The 22,168-nt window shown below is 28.4% G+C and carries 21 protein-coding genes; 4 read left to right on the top strand and 17 right to left on the bottom strand.

Annotated elements, in window-relative coordinates:
• Positions 1-30: 30 nt before the first annotated feature.
• Entirely contained in the window at positions 31-1,095 is a 1,065-nt protein-coding gene (locus tag EYD46_RS08975) for a ferredoxin--NADP reductase (protein ID WP_130936733.1), read from the top strand.
• Positions 1,096-1,103: 8 nt separating this feature from the next.
• Here EYD46_RS08975 and EYD46_RS08970 read toward each other — a convergent pair whose 3' ends face one another.
• Together EYD46_RS08970 and EYD46_RS08965 are read right to left on the bottom strand one after the other, a co-directional pair.
• Complete coding sequence (locus EYD46_RS08970) at positions 1,104-2,129, bottom strand: glycosyltransferase family 9 protein (protein ID WP_130936732.1); 1,026 nt, start codon at positions 2,127-2,129, stop codon at positions 1,104-1,106.
• Positions 2,130-2,181: 52 nt separating this feature from the next.
• On the bottom strand, positions 2,182-2,787 hold the full coding sequence (locus EYD46_RS08965) for a DUF4254 domain-containing protein (RefSeq protein ID WP_130936731.1): 606 nt from the start codon (positions 2,785-2,787) through the stop codon (positions 2,182-2,184).
• A 71-nt stretch (positions 2,788-2,858) separates the two neighbouring features.
• Between EYD46_RS08965 and upp the strand changes: the two genes are divergently transcribed.
• On the top strand, positions 2,859-3,518 hold the full coding sequence (gene upp / locus EYD46_RS08960; protein WP_130936730.1) for a uracil phosphoribosyltransferase: 660 nt from the start codon (positions 2,859-2,861) through the stop codon (positions 3,516-3,518).
• Here upp and EYD46_RS08955 read toward each other — a convergent pair.
• Positions 3,507-4,256: an LTA synthase family protein gene (locus EYD46_RS08955; protein WP_130936729.1), complete on the bottom strand. Its 750-nt coding sequence runs from the start codon at positions 4,254-4,256 to the stop codon at positions 3,507-3,509. The two genes, upp and EYD46_RS08955, sit on opposite strands and share 12 nt — an antisense overlap.
• 302 nt (positions 4,257-4,558) lie before the next feature.
• Between EYD46_RS08955 and EYD46_RS08950 the strand changes: the two genes are divergently transcribed.
• Positions 4,559-4,786: a DUF6341 family protein gene (locus tag EYD46_RS08950; RefSeq protein ID WP_130936728.1), complete on the top strand. Its 228-nt coding sequence runs from the start codon at positions 4,559-4,561 to the stop codon at positions 4,784-4,786.
• Here EYD46_RS08950 and purD read toward each other — a convergent pair.
• Positions 4,781-6,052 carry a phosphoribosylamine--glycine ligase gene (purD, locus tag EYD46_RS08945; RefSeq protein ID WP_130936727.1) on the bottom strand — a complete coding sequence of 424 codons (1,272 nt, stop codon included), beginning with the start codon at positions 6,050-6,052 and terminating at the stop codon, positions 4,781-4,783. The two genes, EYD46_RS08950 and purD, sit on opposite strands and share 6 nt — an antisense overlap.
• 155 nt (positions 6,053-6,207) lie before the next feature.
• Here purD and EYD46_RS08940 point away from each other — a divergent pair, with 155 nt between their 5' ends.
• Positions 6,208-7,521, top strand: coding sequence for a phenylacetate--CoA ligase family protein (locus tag EYD46_RS08940; RefSeq protein ID WP_130936726.1), 1,314 nt, complete (start codon positions 6,208-6,210; stop codon positions 7,519-7,521).
• Between the two features lie 203 nt (positions 7,522-7,724).
• Here EYD46_RS08940 and EYD46_RS08935 read toward each other — a convergent pair whose 3' ends face one another.
• From EYD46_RS08935 to wecB, 13 genes are all read right to left on the bottom strand, one after another.
• Complete coding sequence (locus EYD46_RS08935; RefSeq protein WP_229731311.1) at positions 7,725-8,288, bottom strand: glycosyltransferase family 2 protein; 564 nt, start codon at positions 8,286-8,288, stop codon at positions 7,725-7,727.
• Entirely contained in the window at positions 8,288-9,691 is a 1,404-nt protein-coding gene (locus EYD46_RS08930; RefSeq protein WP_130936725.1) for an exopolysaccharide biosynthesis polyprenyl glycosylphosphotransferase, read from the bottom strand. The genes EYD46_RS08935 and EYD46_RS08930 overlap by 1 nt, the downstream gene beginning before the upstream one ends.
• A gap of 3 nt (positions 9,692-9,694) precedes the next feature.
• The gene (locus tag EYD46_RS08925) at positions 9,695-10,681 is read right to left on the bottom strand and encodes a UDP-glucuronic acid decarboxylase family protein (protein ID WP_130936724.1); all 987 of its coding nucleotides are present in this window, start codon (positions 10,679-10,681) and stop codon (positions 9,695-9,697) included.
• Positions 10,682-10,695: 14 nt separating this feature from the next.
• A complete protein-coding gene (locus EYD46_RS08920) occupies positions 10,696-11,769 on the bottom strand; it encodes an MraY family glycosyltransferase (protein WP_229731312.1) in 1,074 nt (357 codons plus the stop codon).
• 140 nt (positions 11,770-11,909) lie between these two features.
• Complete coding sequence (locus tag EYD46_RS08915) at positions 11,910-12,671, bottom strand: glycosyltransferase family 2 protein (protein ID WP_130936723.1); 762 nt, start codon at positions 12,669-12,671, stop codon at positions 11,910-11,912.
• A gap of 3 nt (positions 12,672-12,674) precedes the next feature.
• Positions 12,675-13,859 (bottom strand): O-antigen ligase family protein, encoded by a 1,185-nt coding sequence (locus tag EYD46_RS08910; RefSeq protein ID WP_130936722.1) that lies wholly within the window; start codon positions 13,857-13,859, stop codon positions 12,675-12,677.
• Positions 13,840-15,240, bottom strand: coding sequence for a hypothetical protein (locus tag EYD46_RS08905; RefSeq protein WP_130936721.1), 1,401 nt, complete (start codon positions 15,238-15,240; stop codon positions 13,840-13,842). Before EYD46_RS08905 ends, EYD46_RS08910 begins: the two co-directional genes overlap by 20 nt.
• On the bottom strand, positions 15,240-16,367 hold the full coding sequence (locus EYD46_RS08900; RefSeq protein WP_130936720.1) for a glycosyltransferase: 1,128 nt from the start codon (positions 16,365-16,367) through the stop codon (positions 15,240-15,242). Before EYD46_RS08900 ends, EYD46_RS08905 begins: the two co-directional genes overlap by 1 nt.
• Positions 16,364-17,557, bottom strand: coding sequence for an O-antigen ligase family protein (locus tag EYD46_RS08895; RefSeq protein WP_130936719.1), 1,194 nt, complete (start codon positions 17,555-17,557; stop codon positions 16,364-16,366). The genes EYD46_RS08900 and EYD46_RS08895 overlap by 4 nt, the downstream gene beginning before the upstream one ends.
• 25 nt (positions 17,558-17,582) lie before the next feature.
• On the bottom strand, positions 17,583-18,584 hold the full coding sequence (locus EYD46_RS08890; protein WP_130936718.1) for a D-glucuronyl C5-epimerase family protein: 1,002 nt from the start codon (positions 18,582-18,584) through the stop codon (positions 17,583-17,585).
• A gap of 46 nt (positions 18,585-18,630) precedes the next feature.
• On the bottom strand, positions 18,631-19,824 hold the full coding sequence (locus EYD46_RS08885; RefSeq protein ID WP_130936717.1) for a glycosyltransferase: 1,194 nt from the start codon (positions 19,822-19,824) through the stop codon (positions 18,631-18,633).
• Between the two features lie 10 nt (positions 19,825-19,834).
• Positions 19,835-21,115, bottom strand: a complete 1,281-nt coding sequence (locus tag EYD46_RS08880; protein WP_130936716.1) for a lipopolysaccharide biosynthesis protein — start codon at positions 21,113-21,115, stop codon at positions 19,835-19,837.
• Complete coding sequence (gene wecB / locus EYD46_RS08875; protein ID WP_130936715.1) at positions 21,108-22,166, bottom strand: non-hydrolyzing UDP-N-acetylglucosamine 2-epimerase; 1,059 nt, start codon at positions 22,164-22,166, stop codon at positions 21,108-21,110. Before wecB ends, EYD46_RS08880 begins: the two co-directional genes overlap by 8 nt.
• Positions 22,167-22,168 lie beyond the last annotated feature (2 nt).

Here is a 22,168-nt window from a genome sequence, read left to right as displayed (position 1 = left end):
TGCTTCACTATTTTTGCTAAAAAATTTCTCATGTCTGGATTTCACAAGCTTTCTATTAAAAATATTACTAGAGTAACCGAAAAATCAGTAAGTATTGCTTTTAATATTCCTGAAAATGTTAAGGAACAATTTAAATTTAAAGCAGGTCAATATATTACTCTTAAAACTCAAATTAACGGTAGTGAGGTAAGACGTGATTATTCACTTTGTATATCTCCCAAAAGTGGGGATCTAAAAGTGGCTGTTAAAGAGGTGGAGCATGGTACTTTTTCAGTATACGCAAACAATTCATTAAAAGTAGGAGAGACTATAGAAGTTGCTTCTCCTAAAGGACGTTTTGTTTTTGAACCAAACGATAATAAAACAAAAAACATAGCTCTATTTGCTGCAGGTAGTGGTATAACTCCTATTATGAGTATCATTAAATGCGCTTTAGAGGAAGAAGTAAATAGTAAAGTAATTTTAGTTTATGGTAATAAGTCTACAAAAGATACCATGTTTTTAAATGAACTTCTAGAACTTCAAAATAAATATAGTGAGCGTTTTTCAATTGAATTTGTGTTTAGTCAAACCGATGAAGACAATGCTATTTTTGGGCGTATTGAAAAAAGCACTGTTAACTATGTAGTAAAAAACAAGTACAAGGATGTTGATGTTGATGCTTTTTATATTTGTGGTCCTGAAGGCATGATTCATACTGTAAAAAACGTATTAACGGAACATGATATTGACGAGAATCGCATTCATTTTGAACTGTTTAAAGCTGCAAAAGCTGAAGCTTCTGTTGAACAGAAGGAAACTGCATCAGAATCTGGTAATACACAGCTAACAGTAATAGTAGATGATGAAGAAACTACTTTTGAAATGTCTACTAAACAAACGATTCTTGAAGCTGCTCTTGATAAAGATTTAGATGCGCCTTACTCTTGTCAAGGTGGTATTTGCAGCAGCTGCTTAGCTAAAATTAAGGAAGGTACAGCTACAATGGTTCAAAATAGCATATTAACTGAAAGTGAAGTTGCTGATGGTTTAATCCTTACATGCCAAGCGCACCCTACCTCTTCGTCTATAATAGTAGATTATGATGATGTTTAATACACCTTCTACGAAATAACAGCCTTAACCTTATCAACAACTGTTTCTGGTAAAATGGAAGCTGCTACTTTCTCATAACCTTTAAGTAATTTATTACCATAAACTGATGTTGGAATTAGAGGAAATTTTTTTCTATCTGAAAGTAGCGCATAATCTTTGGGTTGGTTAAAAGGCGCAAAGCCAGCATAAGGATGCGTTACTCCCCAAATAGTAACTACTTTAATGCCTAACATTGCTGCTAAATGCGCATTACCAGAATCCATTGACAACATCACATCTAGATTAGAAATCACATCCAACTCTTCATCTAAAGACAACTTGTCAGCAAGAGAAACTGTATTTTTATTAAATTTCTCCCAGCTATTTAATATAGCCGTTTCATTTTTACCACCTCCAAATAATATAATCTTATAATTTGAAGACAATGTTTTTACTATTTCTTGCATTAAATTTAAGGGATACATTTTCCCATCATGAGCTGCAAATGGTGCGATTCCTATACATCCAGATAAATTATCTCCAATAAGCGTTTCAATACCATCTTTAAGTACTACTGGCTTAGGAAAAGATGGCTCTAATAAATCAATAGGATAACCTAATGCATTAAATACGTCAGCATATCGCTGATGTGTAGTTTTTAGTTCCTTAAATAGTTTGCCTGAAGTTAGTTGTTGCTTTTCTTTTCGTCCCTTATCAATAGTAACAAAACGTTTACAATCTATAAATTGTTTTAATATTTTACTTCTTAAAACATTATGTAAATCAGCAATAGCGTAAAATTTATGTGATTTATTTATTACTCTACCAAGTTTATATAATCCTAAAACGCCTTTATGTTTCCCTTTAACATCAGCAGTAATTACGTTAATATTATTTATATCCCTGAAAAGAGGTTTAAAAAAAGGTTTTGTTAAAACCGTAACCTGTAATGCAGTATGTTGCTCGGTAAGAGCTTTTAAAACAGGAACTGTCATAGCAACGTCTCCCATAGCTGAAAGACGTATTACTAGAATATTTTTTTCGGGTTTCGACATCCCATTCTAAATTGAGATTCACACTTCGATAGTCATCGAAATCTCTGGAGTTTTATTTTTGAGAACGCAGTACAGGATTTAACTCATCGTCATTATACATCTTCATTTGCTTGTATACTTTCATATACTTATTACCTTTTTCAATATCATTTAAAAGTGTATCTATCGCTGTAGATAAGTCCACACGCTGTTCCAACAAAACATCCAATTTAGCTTTACAAGTAGCTCTGTGTACATCAGAAGCATCTATTCTTGTTGCTTCTTCATTCATATGGTAAATTTTCAATGCCAAAATTGAAAGTCTATCTATGCCCCAAGCCGGACTTTCTGTGTTAATAGTAGCATCCTCTTTTGGAGTAACAGCCTTGTATTGCTCTAAAAAATAACTATCTATATACTCTACCATATCTGTTCTATCCTGATTTGAGGCGTCAATTTGACGCTTCAGTTTTAAAGCAGCAACTGGATCGATATTAGGATCGCGAATAATATCTTCATAATGCCATTGCACTGTATCTATCCAACATTTTCTATACAATAAATGTTCAATTAAATTATCCTTAGCATAGGCGTTTTCAAAAGGTTGATCTACAGTATTTATAATATGGTATTTTTCAATAACATTTTGAAATATTTTATTAGCTTTATCAGTAAACATAGGTTTAAATATTAAATCGCAAATATACTTATATTAGTTAACTTTAGCATTCTAAAAGCACTTCTTAAAACATGCATATCCATAACCTTTCAAAAGAAAACTCTATACTAAACACATTTATGTCTGAAATACGAGATCAAGTAATTCAAAAGGATAGTATGCGCTTTAGAAGAAATATTGAACGTATTGGAGAAATTGTAGGTTATGAATTAAGTAAAACACTTAATTATAAAAATCAAATTATCCATACACCTTTGGATAAATGTAATGTACCTGTTATTGATGATTCTATTGTCCTCTGTTCTATTTTAAGGGCTGGTATGCCTTTGCACAATGGATTATTAAATTATTTTGATAATGCTGAGAACGCCTTTATTTCGGCCTACAGACAACACAAAAACAACCCTGAAAGTTTTGACATTATTATTGAGTATTTGGCGTGTCCAGATTTAAATAATAAAACTTTAATTTTAGCAGACCCCATGTTGGCAACAGGACAGTCTATAATTGCAACTTTTAATGCTTTAAAAACCTTCGGAACTCCAAAAAACATTCATGTTATTAGTGCAATAGGTTCGCAAGTAGGTGTTGATTTTGTAAATTCCAAATTCCCAAAAACTACTCATCTGTGGATTGGAGCTATTGATAAAACTTTGAACAAAAAAGGATATATAATTCCTGGTCTTGGAGATGCAGGAGATTTATCGTATGGAGAAAAGCTACAAAAATAAAAGCACAAAAGGTACTAGAAAGAGAATAGAAAAAAACACTTCTTTAAACCATTTTTCTTTAATAATTTCAACATAATTAGAAATAACAATAGCTAAAGGGGCGAATATAAATAGAAATTCTACCCCAGTTTTTTTTGGTGCTATTACCAATATGATAAATGATAAAACTAACGTCCAAATTATAATATATAAAGCTGGACGAAGTGCTTTTTTCTTTGAATTAATATTTTTTATGTAGAATAAAAATGACCAAAGCCCAAAAGAGAATAACACTGTTAGTGCTACCAAAAACTGGATGGTATTGTAAACACTAAAATCAAAACTTATTTTACTTTTTCTTGAAAGATGCGCTAACAAATCGTATTCCACTAAAAAACTAGTACAATAAGAAATGAGTAAAACCGAGATAATAGCCGTTATTGGTATAAGCCAATTTCGCAATTTATTTTCAGTATATAAAAATATTGCTACAGGGACTAAAAGAAAAAACAAAGCAGCCCAAAAGTAGCAAACCATAGCAATGGTAATCCAAAATGCAGCATCAAAAAGTTTCTTTTTTATATTTTTTTGAGATCTTAAACTTATTAACCGCCTTATGCTTAAAAGTAAAAAAACATTAGCTAAAGTTATCCATAAACTATCTGTAGTTTGTGGTACCATAAGTAAGAATAACCCATATAATATAATTTCAAAATTGTTGGTTTGTGTAAGTCTATTTTTAGTTGAGACAAAATTCACAATCAACATTGAAAAATAACTCCCAATAAATAAAGCAATACATATGAGAATTGAATTGAAACTAATTTGATTATTCTGTAATTTAAAAAAAGAGAATAGACAGGTAATACCTATAATGAAAAATACAATTATAAAATTTATTGGTTTAGATTTACTAAAAATGCTTGTTATCATTAACTGTTTTTGTATTTTTGTTGCGTAAATATACTAATCAAGAAACGAATGATTACTATTTACATGAGTTACTAAATACATTGTAGCTTGTATATAACGACATTCTTAAAATAAAAATATTTTAACAGATGAAAGACTTCTTCTACGCTATACAAGATTTGTTTGTAAACGTGTTATTTGCACCTTATGATGCGTTAAGAGCATTAGAATTGGATAATTGGTGGTTAGCCAATAGTATTTCTTGGATTTTTACTATTATTTGTATGGTTGCTATTGTTTACTGGATGAAGCAACTTAAAATTTTTGATAATAACAACGAAGAAGATAAAAGCATATCTTCACATTCGTATCTATAAATCGAATCCAATATCTTTACGATAATTCATCTTATCAAAATGTAGTTTTTCTATACTTTGGTAAGATTTTTTTATGGCCTCTTGGTATGTTTTACCATAGGAAGTGATAGCTATAACTCTTCCTCCTGTAGTTACTATCTTTCCATCTTTAAGTTGAGCACCTGCATGGAAAGGAATCGAATCTTCAATATTTTCTATTCCAGTAATTTCCTTACCCTTTTCATAGGCTTCAGGATAACCTCCAGAAACGCACATAATGGTTGTAGCTGCACGTTCATCTATTTCTATATTAATTGTATCTAGAGTCCCGTTTGCCATAGCTTGTAAAACTTCTACTAAATCATTCTTAAGTCTAGGGAATACTACCTCGGTTTCAGGGTCTCCCATACGAACATTGTATTCAATTACTTTTGGATCGTCTCCAACTTTAATCAATCCTATAAAAATAAATCCAACATATGGTAGGTTATCTTTTTTCAACCCTTCAACAGTAGGTTTAACAATACGCTCTTCAATCTTACTTAAAAAGTCATCAGTTGCAAACGGCACTGGAGACACTGCTCCCATACCACCTGTATTTAATCCTGTATCTCCTTCTCCAATACGTTTATAATCTTTCGCAGTTGGCAAAACTTTATAGTTTGTTCCGTCAGTCAATACAAAACAGCTTAATTCAATACCATCTAGAAATTCTTCTATTACAACTTTTGTACTTGCATCTCCAAATTTAGCATCAACGAGCATACTTTTTAGTTCTGCTTTAGCTTCATCTAAATCGTTTAAAATCACAACACCTTTCCCTGCGGCTAGTCCATCAGCTTTTAGAACATAAGGAGGTTTTAACGTTTCTAAAAAGGAATATCCATTTTCAACGGTATCTTTTGTAAAACTTTCATAAGCAGCTGTTGGTATATTATGACGATACAAAAATTCTTTAGCGAATTCTTTACTACCTTCTAATTCTGCTGCAACTTTTTGAGGTCCAATAACCGCAATATGCTTAATAGCATCATCATTCAAAAAATAATCATGAACACCATTAACTAAAGGATCTTCTGGTCCTACAACAACCATATCTATATGCTTATCTAACACTAAATCTTTAATCGCAGCAAAATCAGTGATAGCTACATTTACATTGGTTGCCACCTCAGCAGTTCCTGAATTTCCAGGTGCTACATACAAATTTTCACATTTGCTACTCTGCGATATTTTCCATGCAAATGTATGCTCTCTTCCTCCAGAACCAAGTATTAGAATATTCATAGTTTGAGTTTTAGATTCCTGCATAGGCAGAAATGACAAATCACTTGTTTTTAATACTGAGTATTAAAGACGCTTTTAAAGTTTCCGCAAAAATAAAATTAATGGTCGTATTACACGAATATTTTTTATTTACTTTACACAGATATCTTATTTAAGTGAATTTATTTAACCTTACTTTAAAACTAAAAGGGTTTCCCATTGAAAAAGCCAAAAGGGATTTAATTGCTATTCAATCTAAAACTGAAGCAGAGCATAAAATTTATCTTAATTCTAGAAAGCAAGCCATAGTAGCTCATCACTTAAATCATAATATATTTTATAAAGAATTTGTTAGGGGAATTGATACTAATGATTGGAATACATTACCAATAATAAAAAAAAGTGACTTACAAATTCCTTTAAAACATAGGTTATCCAATGGTTTTACAGCTAAAAACTGCCACATACATAAAACATCTGGTTCTTCTGGCACACCATTAATTTTTGTAAAAGATAAATATACACATGCCATGTCTTGGGCAAATTTCATGGACAGATACTCTTGGTACGGTATTGATGCCGCAGCTTCAAAACAAGCACGTTTTTATGGGATTCCTCTCAATGGAATGGGTTATTATAAAGAACGCTTCAAAGATTTTCTTGGTAATAGGTTTCGTTTCTCTGTCTTTGATTTAAGTGACACACAATTGGAACATAATGTAAAAAAATTCAAATCTACTCCATTCGAATATATAAATGGTTACACTAGTGCCATAGTACAATTTGCAAAATTTTTAAAGAAAAAGAGTGTTGTTTTAAAAGACATTTGCCCATCTCTAAAAGTTTGTATTGTAACTGCTGAAATGCTTTTTGAGGATGATAAAGTATTATTAGAAAAACATCTAGGAGTACCTATTGTTAATGAGTACGGTTCAGCTGAATTGAGTTTAATCGCATTTAGTAGTCTTGATAATGAATGGATCGTCAATACAGAAGATTTATATATTGAGATTTTAGATGAAAATGATAAACCTCTTCCAAATGGAAAGGAAGGTCGAATTGTAGTATCTTCTCTTTATAACTTGGCTCATCCTTTTATTAGGTATGATTTAGGGGATATTGGAGTATTGAGCGAAAGTAGTACCACAAAAAAACCCGTTTTAAAACATGTAACGGGAAGAACAAGTGATATTGCTATTTTGCCTAGTGGTAAAAAAGTAGCTGGTTTAACTTTTTATTACATTACTAAAACAGTAATAGAAGACAATATGAACGTTAAAGAGTTTATTATTGAGCAACATAAACTAAATACTTTTAAAATTATTTATAGTAGTAAGGTAGAACTTTCCAATGAAAAATTAGCAACTATAGAAGCATCAATTACTAATTACTTAGAGCCAGGTTTAGCTATATATTTTGAAAGAAAGCAAGAACTAAAGCGTACGAAAGGTGGTAAATTAAAACAGTTTACTTCTTTTGTAAAAGAATAATTTGTTTTGTTTTAATAAAAAAATATTCAAATAAAAAGATCGCTAAACTATAGGTAGATTTTAGTACCGAAAACCTTAAGCCTTTGCGGTATACCAAATAATTATATTGTAGCATTTTTATTTTATTAGAAGAAATAGAATTTTTTCTAACCCTATATACAGCTAATGATTCTTCTATTCCTAAAGCCAATTTGCTACTTTCTTTAACGGCATTTAACCATAATAGCCAATCTATCTTGACGCTTTCGGAGATTGGGGGAATAAATTTTACCTAAGCTTTTAGTATTGTACATACCTGTTAGGTTGCCAATATAATTACATTTTAAAAGTTTTTTGTATGTGAGTTTAGGCAACGCCTTTACTGTTTTTTGCATTAATACCCCATCTTCATCCATTAAATCATAACTAGTAAAGCATACATCAATATCATGATTTATCATAAACTTAACCTGCTTCTCAAGCTTTGATGGTTTCCAAACATCATCTGAATCTAAAAACGCAATAATATCTCCTGAAGCATTTTCGATACCTTGATTTCTTGTTATAGCTGCACCTTGATTTGAATGGTTTTTAATAACATAGATGTTTTTATTTTTATGCTTCGAAGTAAATTTATTTACAATATTTAATGTATTATCAGTAGAAGCATCGTCAATTATTAAAAGCTCCCAGTTGGTATATGTTTGATCTATTACACTTCTAATTGTTGTTTGTATAAAGCTCTCAGAATTATAGGTTGGAGTTATTATGGAAACCTTTAGGTTCATTAATATGCTTTTTTTTCTCCTTTTATAATATTAATCAGTGTTTGAATAATAATCTTAATGTCCAATAGGAGTGACCAATTTTCTATATAAAAATTATCGTACTTTATTCTATTAATTATATCTGTATCAGACTCTATTTGACCTCTGTAACCACTTACTTGTGCTAAACCAGTTATTCCAGGCTTAACATTATGCCTAAATATAAAATTATATTTATCAACAACTTTAGAATATTCTTCAGTATAGGACAACATGTGTGGTCTAGGACCAACAACACTCATTTGTCCTCTAAGTACATTAAAAAATTGAGGTAATTCATCTAGGCTTGTTTTTCTTAAGAATATTCCAACTTTTGTTACACGAGAATCATCTTCCTTAACATAGGTTCCCTTCTCTTCTTTTGTCGTTTTAAGAGACCTATATTTATAACAATAAAATTCTTTATAGTTAATACCATGACGCTTATGCTTATAAAATAGCGGACCTTTAGATTCTAATTTAATTAGTATGAACAAAACTATAGAAAGCCAAGACATTATGAGTATTATCACAAATATTGAAAAAATCACATCAAAACTTCGCTTTATAAACTTATTAAGTTCATTATTTAAAGTTACTTCTTGAAGAGAAAGTACTGGTAAATAACTATAATAGTCTGTTTTTAATCGCTTAGTTAAAATTTTGTCTGTATTGGAAATAAACTTTAGGTTACATCTATTTCGTTCAGCATATTGTATAAATTTAGTTGTTTCAATTTCAGTTAATTCATCAATAGCACAATAGATTTCGTCGATATCCGAATTTTGATCTAAATAGTAATAACAATCCTCAATATTTCCTGAACCGTTTGAATTATTACCAAAGATTCCCTTTAAGTTATACCCTAATTCCTTTTTTTCAATGAATAACTTTTTAAGCTCATTTGTAGCATTATTACTGCCAACTATTATAACATTTCGTAGATTACCTTTCAAAAATGTTCTAAAACCTTTAAGACTATAATAGCTTAAAAATTTCATAAAAGCTATTGCCAAAAAGGAATAACTTAAGTAATTAAGAGTTACTAAAGCTTGTAAAGCTATACTCCTAAAAGCTCCTATAAATGCAAAAGTTATTATTAAATAGACAAAAAACTGTTTAATTAGTAATATCAAAATAGCATAAGGAGAAGAATATCTATATACTTTATAAAACTTTGTAAAATAACCAGATAAAGACCAAAATATTACAGAATACAATACATAAAGAACATACTTATTGTTGAGTGGTTTATATGAGAAAAAATACATTACGTCCTCATTGAAACTGAGAAAATAATATGCAAAGAGGTTAATGATTATTAAATCATAAATCAATAGTATAGGCCTAATTACCCAAGAATACCTTCCTCGAATATATTCCATATATTACTTTTTGATAAAATGGGAAAAATCTTTATGCTCACTTCTATATAGTTCTTCTTTTGTAAAACTTTCAAAATAGTTGTAAGTAATAGCCATACCTTCTTTTCTATCTATCTTTGGCTCCCATCCAAGTACTTTTTTTGCTAATGATATATCTGGTTGCCTTTGAAGTGGGTCATTCACAGGCAAGTCCTTGTAAACAATCTTATTTTTTGTTCCGGTATACTTTATAATTTCTTCTGCAAAATCTTTTATAGTAATCTCATGAGGGTTACCAATATTAATTGGGTATACATAATCACTATGTAAAAGTCTATATATACCTTCTATTTGATCACTGACAAAACAAAAAGAACGAGTTTGCATACCATCTCCAAAAACTGTTAAATCCTCACCACGTAATGCCTGTCCCATAAAAGCAGGAATTACTCTGCCGTCGTTTAATCTCATTCTAGGGCCGTAAGTATTAAAAATACGTACAATCCTAGTTTCTATTCCATGGAACCTATGATAAGCCATAGTTAATGATTCTTGGAAACGCTTTGCCTCATCATAAACACCTCTTGGCCCTATCGTATTTACATTACCGTAATAATCCTCTGTTTGAGGATGTACTAATGGATCTCCATAAACCTCTGATGTAGATGCTATTAATATTTTTGCCTTTTTTGCTCGAGCCAAACCTAATAAATTGTGGGTTCCTAAAGACCCTACTTTTAATGTTTGAATAGGGATTTTCAAGTAGTCTATGGGGCTTGCTGGAGAGGCAAAATGTAAAATATAATCTAAGTTCCCTCTTAGTTCTATAAAATTGGTAACATCATGGGCAACAAACTCAAAATTTTCAAGACCAACAAGGTGTTCTATATTTTTCTTTTCGCCAGTAATAAAGTTATCCATTCCAATAACATAATATCCCTCTTTTACAAAACGATCGCATAAATGCGATCCTAGAAAACCTGCTGCTCCAGTAATTAAAACCTTTTTCAAAATATATTAGCCTTTTATTCTTCTTGGTTGCTATTATTAATAATATTTTTCCCTTTTTTTTTGACGTTGTTAATCTTTCGCTTAATCTTAATTTTTCGTTTCATATTAGAAAAACTATAATTATACCTGTAAAAGAAATAACCCAATAATACAACTGTTAAAACAATTACTGCTACAAGCCAAAAATTATATGAAGTACTGCCTAAGATAATAACCAAATACACAAAAATTAAATTAAAAGCTCCAATTATAAGGCTTGCTTTTTTGTGAGATATATTAAAATAGTCTATTAAGATGTGGTGAGTATGATTTCGATCTGCGGAAAATGGACTTCTCTTATTTGCTAATCTTATGGTAAATACTCTAGCAGTATCAAATAACGGCACTATTAGAATTCCTATGGCTATCAGAGGTATATTCTCAATTAAAAAAGGAAGACCTTCTAATTTATTTGAAGGAAGTGCTAAAAATTTCATAGTCAAAATACTCACTATAAAACCTACTATGAGTGAGCCAGTGTCTCCCATAAAAATCTTTTCCTCGGAGGAGGAAGACAAATTATATTTTAAAAATGCTATTAAACAACCATTTAGAGTTAAGCTAAGAAGTAGGTAAAAATAATCCTTAGTCATATAGAATATAGTTGAATATATTATTAAGATTACAATACCTACAATGGCTGCAAGTCCATCTATACCATCAATTAAATTGTAAGCATTTATTATAGTAACCATTATAAAGCCCCCAATAATATATGAAACAAACGATGGTATTTCATGAACTCCAAAAAAACCATGTAAAGAATTAATCATAAATGCTTCATTACTTAAAATAAAAGCTACAGAAATTAATTGAGCAATGAGTTTAGTATATGGAGATAGAACTACTAAATCATCTTTTAATCCAATAATAAATAATATTGTCAAACTAGGAATAAGAAACATTGCTTCACCATTATCCGCCCAATTTCTCAGAAAGAACAAAGCAAAGATTAATGTGTAAAAAAACGCTACTCCTCCAAGAGTAGGCGTTCGTTTTAAATGCGAACTTCTCTTATTGGGATTGTCCATTAAGTTCTTATACTCCACAAGACCAATGATTTTGGGTATTGTATAATAGGAAATGACATATGCACCAATAAAGAAAAAAAAGGTATAATAGATTGGCAATTCTTTTCTTTATATTGTTAATACTACAAATATAGATAAAATAAGGTATGGTGGATACTCTATAGTTTTATCTTTGAAGACGGTTTTATAAAAAAGTGGTGAAATAAAAATATTAACATTCTATAAACGCACTCTATATACGGCATACCTAATACCTTGTTATAGACATTAAAATTATGTTTTACAAGCTCAACCTTATTTTTGCTTAGAGATACATTTCCTCTTCTATAGTAGGCTAATGGCTCTTGAATACCATAAGCAAAATCAATTTCTCTTAGCATTTTTAACCATAAAGCCCAATCTTGTCTTTTCCTAATTTCTGGCATATACCTTTTTCCAAACTTTTCTGTATCATAAACGACTGTTAAACAACCTATAAACCCCCCATTCTTTAAAAGCATCTTATAATTAATTTTTTCTGGGCATTTTACATGGATATCGGTGTCTCCGGATATGTTATCGAATTCGTAATATTGCGAACAAGAAAAAACATATCCATTGTCAAGCATACATGAAATTTGTTTCTCAAGCTTAAGCGGAGCCCAATAATCATCTGAATCTAAAAAAGCAATAAATCTTTTACTTGATAATTCTATTCCTTTATTTCTACATATACCAGCACCTCCATTCTTTTTCGACCTTACTAGCTTTATTCGACTATCATCTTTAATATATTCCTCTATTATTTCAATAGTATTATCGGTAGAACAATCATCGATTAATATATGCTCATAATCAATAAATGTTTGATTCTTAACAGATTCTATATTCTGAGCAATATAACTGCTAGCATTAAAAACTGGAGTAATTATACTTACCATTTATTAAAGCTTTTTTAAATTTTGAATAGGCAATATAGCATAGAAAAAAAGAAGAAAAAATATATAAAATAAAACTCCATATTGTAAATTAAGTAAATGTTCTATACTACCATAAATAATCAATGTAATGATTAATACATATCCTAAGTTATAATTAAATTTGAAAAACGCTTTAAAAAAAACTAAAAGTAACTTTATAAATATAGTTACCCCAATAATACCATTTGATAAAAATTCTTGAAATAGCAAATTGTGAGTATCCATAAGCCCTATTTCAGTATTACAGCCATTAATATATTCTTTAACACTCCCACTTCCTATACCAAGCCAAAAATTTAATTTTATTCCCCTAAGAGAACATGCATAAATATTTAATCGATTGCTTACACTATTTTCAAATGTCCTAAATAAATCTGTATTCAAAACTAAAAAAGCCAAAATAAAACATGCCACAATTATTAATAAACTTATAATAATTAAGATTGTTTTTTTCTTGACTTTTATATTTCGAGATAAATAAAAACAAAACAGAAATATAAAGACAATAATACTTAATTTACTAGCAAGTATAAATATTGATAAAAAAAGAATAATATTAAGTGTTATTTTAACAATAATCTGAGAATTAAAACTAAAGAGAATAATTGCGGAAGCAAAACATATATATATCCCTAAATAAGTATGCTGAATGGCATAAGGCATATGATGATATGTAATATATTTTAAATAATACCCTATAGCAAAATCATGCATTTTAGATTGAGAATAAAAGTATATTATATATGCTACAGAAAAAACAATATATAGAATGACGCCAATAGTAAAAGCCTTTAGTATTTTCTCTTTAAAAGAGAATAAAATCTCTTTACCCAATAAAAACACAAATGGAGCTATCAAAAAAGATGTTTTTACATCTCTAAAATATAATCCATTGCCTCTAACAAGAGAGAGTATTGGATCTAATAAATAAAGTATAATGAATAATAGCACAATTTTATTTTTTAGCACTTGTTTTATTGATTGGGTGTCATTAGGGCTATTAAAAAAAAGTGTAACTAAAAAAATAATAAACGCTAAGCTCTTTATGTTTAGTGGTAAAGGTAGCGGCAGAACAAAAGGAAATATTAGTAGCCCAAGATTACTTAAAAAAAAATTTATTGTAAATCGTTTATGGCAAGCAGTCTCCATTTACTAGTTGTTGCATTGTGGGATTATAAGCATTATTAGAAATACTAAAAGTTAGTAAATCTAAATTTGTGTTGGATAAAATCAGATTATTTATACCGCAATAATTATTTAAAGATTTATTTGAAACAATTTGAAACTCAATATGCTTGTTGTTTTGTACCTCTAACAAAAGCAAATCATCCAGATTATTTAAACTTTGATTATTCGTTATTTCAAATTTACAATATCCAGCAGAATTATCAGATAAAGGATGGATACTTTTTATTACTTCTAAATTTATTAATCCTATAGAGGATAATGATTCATTGTTATTAATTATTATATCTGTAAAACCTCCAGATATTTGTTGTAAATTGTTTAAACCCTCCAAATTTGTCATGGTATTATCTTCAATTATCAATTTGGTAATACCCTCCTGCCCACTAACTAATTTTTTAACATTATTTAAACCATCTAAACTCTTCAATGAAGTATTGTTTATAATTCTTAAATATGCCCAAGAATTAATTTCTTGAGAACCTGAAATTACTTTTATTTTTAATAAAGACCTAATATCAGAAAGTAAAGGATTATCTATTATTGTTAAACTGCCTAACCTCTCTAGATTATTTAATCCATTAAAGCTATTAAGGCTCTCATTTCTTCCTATATTTAAGCTACCTCCAATACGCTTTAAGTTTTCTAAACCAAACATGTTTTTTAATTTCTTATTGCCCCAAATAGTTAAATACCACGACTTTTCTAGAGCTTCAAGTCCACCTAAATCTTCAAGTAATTCATTGTTAGAAATCTGAATACCTCCACCAGCAAAAGAATGTCCTACAACTTTTATGTTATTTAATCCTCTTATAGACTTTAGGTTAGAATTCTTACTTATCAATAACCCCTCGAATTTTGAAATATTATTATTAGGCCAATTATTCAAACGAGTACCCGCTGGCCAATCCATATCTACTATAGAGGTAATGCTACTTGGAAAATCTTCTATACTCTTGAGTTTATCATTATTTTCGATTATAACTGATTCACCAATATGTTTAATAGAGTTCAATCCTTCAATATTTTCCAATATTTTCAAATTTCCAATAAGTAAACTTCTTGTGATTGTATCAATTTTATCATTTAATGCTATTAAATCAACAATATGGTCTGATTCAACATCAGTACCATCAATAACTAAAAAACCATTAAGCTTTGATATACAGTGTTCAAAATTATCAATATCTGTTTGGGTTTTCAATATAATATTACCTGTATATACCTGCTTAACCTCTATTGTACATTCAACAATTTCGTTGGGATTAGAATTAGGGTTGCAAGACGTATATATTAATAGAATAATTATGTGAAATACATTATTATTCACTTCAAATATTTTCATTAGGAGTGATTTACTTTATTATAAAAAGTTTTTATTTTTGTTAATTCAGAGGTTTCCCAACTATATTTTTCAATGGCTGTTTTTTTACCATTTTCTCCCATTACCATTTGTTTAGTTTCATCATTTTCTATTTCTAAAATAGCACTGCATATTTCTTCATTAGAAGCAGGATCTACAACAATACCGCACTTAGCATCATCAATTATTTTTTTATACAAAGGAAAATTTGAAGTAATTATTGGTAATTTCAGCAACATATACTCAAATAGTTTAGTTGGGTAGGATTCTATAAAATTTGGAGAGTTTTTAAGCACGGCCATTCCTATATGGCATTGCGCCATTAAACGCCATCCATCCTTTGCCTTTAATCTTCCTTTAAAAACCGCCCAACCTTCACTAACACCTCTCTTAACAATATCTATATCGGTTATGTTATCATCCATTGGGCCAACAAATATTATACTTATATTTCTTCCTTTCCTTCTTAACTCAGAAACCACTTCCAACATAACCAAAACACCTCTTTCGAAAGTTACACTACCCATATAACCTAATGTAAATTCAGACATTTTTACTTCTGAAATAGAATTAAACTCCTTTTTTAAAGGATAGTTTAGTATTGTTTCCTTATGCTTAACTGTTTTAAAATGTTTGACATAAGAATGTTCTGCAAATATTACTGGTATAAACTTGAATAGCACATTTTGAAAAAACTTTACAGTATTACTTAAGGCTACACGTATTAGTTTTGGTAAATAGCTCTTTGTAAGTATTTGTGAAGGGAAGTTTTCATGCATATCAAAAACTACTTTTTTCCCAAATAGTTTTAGTAAGGAAATAGAAGGTAATAATTCTGGATCGTGAAAATGAAACAAATCCATTTTAGTTTTTAAGCAATAGTTAATAACTTTTATATTACCTAGAAAAAACCTCCCTATGCGACCAAATCTAATACTGCCTAAATCTATCACAGACAAATTATCAAAGTTTTCAGGTCCCAAACCATCAGATACTACTTGAAAAACCTTAAAATCTTTTTCTTCTGAGAGTGTTTTGCAATATTTATAGTGAATTCTTACATCATACCTATAATGAACAGTAGTAATATGCGCAATTTTTTTTATCATTTTGTAAAACTATATACTTTATAAAATAGCATAATACCAAAAAAAATAAATAAATTTCTATCTGTTGAAAAACTAAGAGTTTTCATTGCATTTAAAAAAGCAAATAAAGCTAGAGTATATACAACATTATTTCTCTTCAAATGAAAAAAAGGTGTAACGAAAAAAATTATCAATAAGCACATAGCAATAAAACCTAATTCATACCATGCTTCTAAAAAAATATTATGCGGATAACCAAGATCGCTTTCATTAGTATAATCTATATTAAAACTTCCTAAACCATATCCAATAGTTAGTCCTTGAGCTTTTATTCCTTCTGTTAAGACAAAACTGTATTGGTCTAACCTTCCTAGTAAAGATTCATCTTCAGAAGCGTTAATTAGTGAAGAAAACCTAATCATACCGTAATTAATAATAAGCTTTATTTTTTCTATAAAAATTATAATTAAAGAAGTTAGAATTAAAAGAAAAGTTGTCAACAAATTAAAAGTTTTCTTTCTAACTTTAAATTTAGCTAAAAAGAAAAGAATTTGTTTGAAATTAATTACAATCAAACTTAAAAATAAAAATAATAAAGCTCCTCTAGAACCTAAAACAATTATTAAAATAGAACAGCATATTAAAACCCCAATTGAATTTTTAGAAAACTTTAATGATAAAATTGAAGTTATTCCTAATAAATATCCAAAATTTAAATACGAATTCCTTAGAGATTTAAATTTAAATCTTGAGTTACTAAAGTCCATAAAATAACTATCATTCCATAAAAGATACTTACATAGTATAAACCAAATAGCCAATGGAATAGTAACATATATTAAAAAAATGTATATAATTTTTAAATTTATTTGTTTAATAAATTTTACATATGAAAAACCAATTAATGGAATTAGCATTAAGAAAAGTTTCTTAAAACCTAAAATACTTGAAGAGCTGTAACTAATACTTATAACTGCAATTAGATAAAACAATAATAAAATAACAAAATAGAATAACTCTATTCTATTAAACACTATTTTGACTTTAAAAAATCCCGTATAAATGATATCTATAACAATAAGAAATAATATTTGAATTGTTATATCAAATGGATATTCATAAAATGTTAAAAACACCTTTAAGACTCCAGATACTAGAAGAAGAGACAAAAGTATATTTTGATAACTATTATGTGAAATTTTTATTTTCATATAAAAACGATCAATGAACTAAAACCTAATTAGTTTTATATATCCATTTATGTTTTATTAAATTAGAAATAAAAACTTTAGTAAATAAAGCTAAAAACCTGTAAAAAATATTGTTATACTGTTTTTGAAATATATTACTATAGTTTATAAAATGCTTATCAGATGTTAATTTACCTATAGCCCTTAATAAAACTATATGTTGTTCTTGATAGTGAATACTGCAAATATTTTCATTTTTTTTAGGTAAATTATATAATGACCAAAAACCTAAATTATATTCCTCAAGCATATAATGTAAAGTTCGAACTGAATCATTAAATACTCTTTTTTTATTATTTAATTGGTTATCCTCTATTGATTTAAGAGATGCGTATTGAATATAATCATATAAACCCAATAAAGAATAAATCCAGCCGTTAAGCACGTGAGGTCTATCTACATTTTTTGGGTATTCTTCAAAAATCACATTATTATCTGTTTTTAAATTAACAAATCCATGAATATGATTAAAAGGTATTAAGTAAGAGTTTGATACCTCTATTAACGTCTTTTCTATTTCATCTGTTTCTCTTTTTAAAGCATATCTAGTTAACAAAGATAATATTTGTCCTTGCCCCATTCCATGCACATAGTATTGATCTAAATCATTATTTGCATAAGTTTTCCAAAAAGAAAATTTCAAAAAATCATTGCCTAAATTAATTTTATCAGTATCTAAGTTTTTAAGCAAAAAATCTACCACTTTTTCTTGTTTATATTGCTGACCAACTTCTCTTAAAGCGAAGCAATATTCACACAGACCTGATATATGAACTCTATACTTTAAAGGAGCATTAATTTTTCCATTATATAACCCTAAGGGTATTCCGTTTTCAATACTCCATTTTCGAGATTCAATATTTACCTTATAGCCCTTTATCCAGTAATCTTGACATAATTCCTCATTTTCTTCTTGTTTTAAAAAATAATGATATTCTGTTTTAAAGTATAAGAATAGATAGTGTTTTATTTTAAAATAAAAATTCATATTGCATTTACAATGAGGTGTTTATACAGATTACAATTAATGCCATTTAACTTAAACCTAATAGTGATATCTCTTTAGCCGCCCTCTCAGGCCAAGTTAAAAGGTATTCATGCGAAAATTTTATGGCTTCTTCTGATTTAGAAAATAAATCTTGCTTATTTTTAAAAATATCTTCTAAAAGATTCGCAGTTTCTTCAGAGTTTAAAGGATTTGTATTATAATATACCTTTTCATCTATTAATTCAAGTGAATTATTAATGTTTTCAGAAAGCATGACAGTACCCAAACTTAAAGATTCTAAAAAAACATTTCCCAAGTTTGAGAAATCATAAAAAGATACACTTAATTCTGAATGTTTAATTACACTTATACTTTCTTCTTTAGTGAAGCCAGGAATTAACTTTATGTAATCTGATAAACCGTTATCCTTTATATCTAAGCTTAAACCCTCATAATATTCTTTATTAATAATTGGTCCAGCTATTATTGTATTGTAAATAATTTTTTTTTGATGTAATTTTTTTAATGCTTCAACCAGTAAATGTTGTCTTTTCCATTTATCAATTCTGGCCAAATAGCAAATTTGAGGTGTGAAACCAATTTTATACTTTTGATTTATCTCTTCATAAGGTAATATGATGTTATTGGCTTTATCTATACCATTTAACCAAAAATAAAATGTGCTTTTTTTATGCCCTATTTTATTATAAACTAAATCTCCTTTTGTTCCATCATTAGTACATATTATTGCTTTTGCAGGTAATGAAAATGCAAAAAATTCTAATGGATGATTCAAAAAAATATGCCATTTCGATTTATCTAATTTATCACATAAAAATGTACCATAAATTCTTCTGACATTTTGAATACCTGTAATATTACCTATAATACCAGCAAAACCAGCTGTCGATCCATGTCCATAAATAACATTTATTTTGTTATTGCATATAATTCGTAAGGTGCGGCAAAATAAATTCACTATAGCTTTTACAGTACTTATTCCTCCTTTATGGTCAAATCCGTATACTTTTATTTTATTTGAATACTTTTTATTTATTTTATATTTATTACCAATATGTTTACCAAAAAAAATAACATAAATAGTGCCAATTCTATCATCATGTAGTAACTTTAAAAAAGTATTAGTAAAAGCAGGCATTCCCTTAAATTCCAATTCTCCCTTCAAAAAAAAGTCTCTAATACCTGTCCAAAAAAAAGATATTAATATTATGTTTCTCATATTACTAAAGCTATTTAACGTTATTTTTTGCGAAACTATAAGAAAAAACAAATAGTATTATGTAAAATATAACAAGATTTATAGAATAAATCCCTAATAAATAATACTCTGATATTGAAATATATTTTGGCAAATTGAAAATAATAATAGTAGTAACAAATAGATAAAGCTGTAATACAAAATTAATATTCTGTTTTTCAGCTATATAAAACATATAGCTCAAAGGACTAGAAATAAACTTAAAAAAATAGTATAAGGATAATATTCTGGCATATTTACCTGCTATAAACCATTCGTTTCCGAATATTAAAGAAAACAAATTTGGCGCTGTTAAAAACAATACTATAAATGGTATTACAGATAGAATTACTAAGTTCTTAGCAGTTTTTATGAATAAACTTTTGCAATTCCCATTTTGTAAATATTCTTCAGCTGCTTTTTGTCTAAAAACTTCAAGTATGGATGAAGAAAGTAAACCTATCGGGGCATCCAGAACTCTTTTCATTAAAGAATAGAAACCCGTAACACCTGCACCAAAATAACTTGTTAAAAAAAAAGCTGGCATTTGAAAAGATGCCATATTCATAAAATCTGAAGGTATAGAAAAAATAGGAAATCTTTTATATCTATCCGAAACTATTTTGGAATTAACTACAATATTCTTATCGAATTGATAAAAATTAAATGTTAAAACAAATACATAAATAAATGCAATTGTAAATCCAAAAATCTCACCAAGAATTAACCCTCTAGCATCTTTGAAAAAAAAGATACAAAATAAACTTATAATGACACTAGAAATTGTTTTAACTACCTTCGATAAAGAAAGTGTCTTGAATTTTCTTTGAAAATTCAAGACGACTTTAAGAACATTATATTCAGAATAAATTATTAATAAAAAGGGAAGAGTAAACAACCAGCTATATAAATTTTCTCTTATATCAAAAGATTTAATAATAAATTCTTTTGCAAATAAAATTATCAAAAACAGAATGAAAGCTGTAATAACACTTATAACTAATGATATAAATATGATACTCTTTACATTTCTTTCAGTTTTAACAATAAGAATAGCTTTCTCATATTTACCTGTTGAGCAAGTTCCTGCTATGGTTAAGATACTAAGATATATTAATAAAAAACCAAAATCATCAGGAGAATAATTTCTTGTTAAAATGGGGGTTACAGCAATTGCAATAACTTGAGAAATTGCAGTTCCTGTCATTACTAGAAGTACATTTCTAACAAACTCTGATTTTAGCAATTGAAATTTTTCTAAAATTTTATTCATCAAAGTACTTAGTAATAGAAGTAACTATTTTATCTGCACTATTACCATAACCGTATAAAGCAACATCCCATTTAGTTGGTGTAACATCTAACTCAACTTGGATATCAGACAATTTATCAAAAATTAATTTATTTGCATCAAACTCTAAAGTTTCGATCCATTCAGTTTCTTTTCGAATAGTAATACATTTCTTTTTTAACCAATAAGCTTCTTTTTGCATACCTCCACTATCAGTAATTAAACCTTTAGAATGGTATAAATAGTTTAAATTATCAAAATATGATTGTGGTTCAATAAATTCAATATTGGTAAAAGAATTTAAGTTTATTTGATATTTATTTGACAAATTTTTCGTTCTCGGGTGCAACGTCATAACAACTTTAAAATTAAGTTTATTTAAAGCTAAAAGAACATCAAATAATCTATCTTTTTCATCAGTATTATAAGGTCTATGTATTGTTACATAATAGTATTTATCTATACTTGATTTTTTATCAGTAAACAAACCTTTCTTTTTAACTATCTCTACTAAATCTTTCATAATATCCCCAACATTGTATACACATTGAGTGATTCCTTCTTTCATCAAATTTTCAGAAGCAATTTCACTTGGAATAAATAATATATTAGAAACATGATCAGTAAGTATCCTATTTATTTCTTCGGGCATTTCTTTATTATAGCTTCTTAAGCCAGATTCTATATGAAATACAGGGATGTGAAGTTTTGATGCCACCAATGCCCCAGCTAGTGTAGAATTTGTATCTCCAAAAACAACTATTCCATCAGGCTTTTCATCAATAATGATTTTTTCAATTTCAATCATCATTTTGCCTGTCTGTTCTCCATGATTCCCACTGCCAATATTTAAAGTATAATTAGGTTTATTCATACCCAATTGTTCAAAAAATATATCACTCATATTTTTATCATAATGCTGCCCTGTATGAATTGTTTTTAGATTAAGCCTATTTTCAGAAGCTTTTTCAAATGGAAAATGTTTAATAAATTGTGGCCTTGCACCTATTACTACAATTATTTTTGGTTTCATGA

The organism is Hyunsoonleella pacifica, from assembly GCF_004310335.1.
Classification (GTDB): Bacteria; Bacteroidota; Bacteroidia; order Flavobacteriales; family Flavobacteriaceae; genus Jejuia; species Jejuia pacifica.
The sequence above is the reverse complement of the archived record's forward strand: the minus strand, read 5'-3'. Positions and strand labels throughout refer to the sequence as shown.

Coding starts and splice junctions, on each gene's coding strand:
- EYD46_RS08915 (WP_130936723.1), bottom strand. CDS start 12,671: ATGGTAAGTATAATTACTCCAGTTTTTAATGCTAGCAGTTATATTGCT.
- purD (WP_130936727.1), bottom strand. CDS start 6,052: ATGAATATTCTAATACTTGGTTCTGGAGGAAGAGAGCATACATTTGCA.
- EYD46_RS08965 (WP_130936731.1), bottom strand. CDS start 2,787: ATGTTTACTGATAAAGCTAATAAAATATTTCAAAATGTTATTGAAAAA.
- EYD46_RS08975 (WP_130936733.1), top strand. CDS start 31: ATGTCTGGATTTCACAAGCTTTCTATTAAAAATATTACTAGAGTAACC.
- upp (WP_130936730.1), top strand. CDS start 2,859: ATGCATATCCATAACCTTTCAAAAGAAAACTCTATACTAAACACATTT.
- EYD46_RS08900 (WP_130936720.1), bottom strand. CDS start 16,367: ATGATAAAAAAAATTGCGCATATTACTACTGTTCATTATAGGTATGAT.
- EYD46_RS08905 (WP_130936721.1), bottom strand. CDS start 15,240: ATGAAAATATTTGAAGTGAATAATAATGTATTTCACATAATTATTCTA.
- EYD46_RS08895 (WP_130936719.1), bottom strand. CDS start 17,557: ATGAAAATAAAAATTTCACATAATAGTTATCAAAATATACTTTTGTCT.
- EYD46_RS08930 (WP_130936725.1), bottom strand. CDS start 9,691: ATGGAATATATTCGAGGAAGGTATTCTTGGGTAATTAGGCCTATACTA.
- EYD46_RS08890 (WP_130936718.1), bottom strand. CDS start 18,584: ATGAATTTTTATTTTAAAATAAAACACTATCTATTCTTATACTTTAAA.
- EYD46_RS08970 (WP_130936732.1), bottom strand. CDS start 2,129: ATGTCGAAACCCGAAAAAAATATTCTAGTAATACGTCTTTCAGCTATG.
- EYD46_RS08950 (WP_130936728.1), top strand. CDS start 4,559: ATGAAAGACTTCTTCTACGCTATACAAGATTTGTTTGTAAACGTGTTA.
- wecB (WP_130936715.1), bottom strand. CDS start 22,166: ATGAAACCAAAAATAATTGTAGTAATAGGTGCAAGGCCACAATTTATT.
- EYD46_RS08910 (WP_130936722.1), bottom strand. CDS start 13,859: ATGGAGACTGCTTGCCATAAACGATTTACAATAAATTTTTTTTTAAGT.
- EYD46_RS08935 (WP_229731311.1), bottom strand. CDS start 8,288: ATGAACCTAAAGGTTTCCATAATAACTCCAACCTATAATTCTGAGAGC.
- EYD46_RS08885 (WP_130936717.1), bottom strand. CDS start 19,824: ATGAGAAACATAATATTAATATCTTTTTTTTGGACAGGTATTAGAGAC.
- EYD46_RS08880 (WP_130936716.1), bottom strand. CDS start 21,115: ATGAATAAAATTTTAGAAAAATTTCAATTGCTAAAATCAGAGTTTGTT.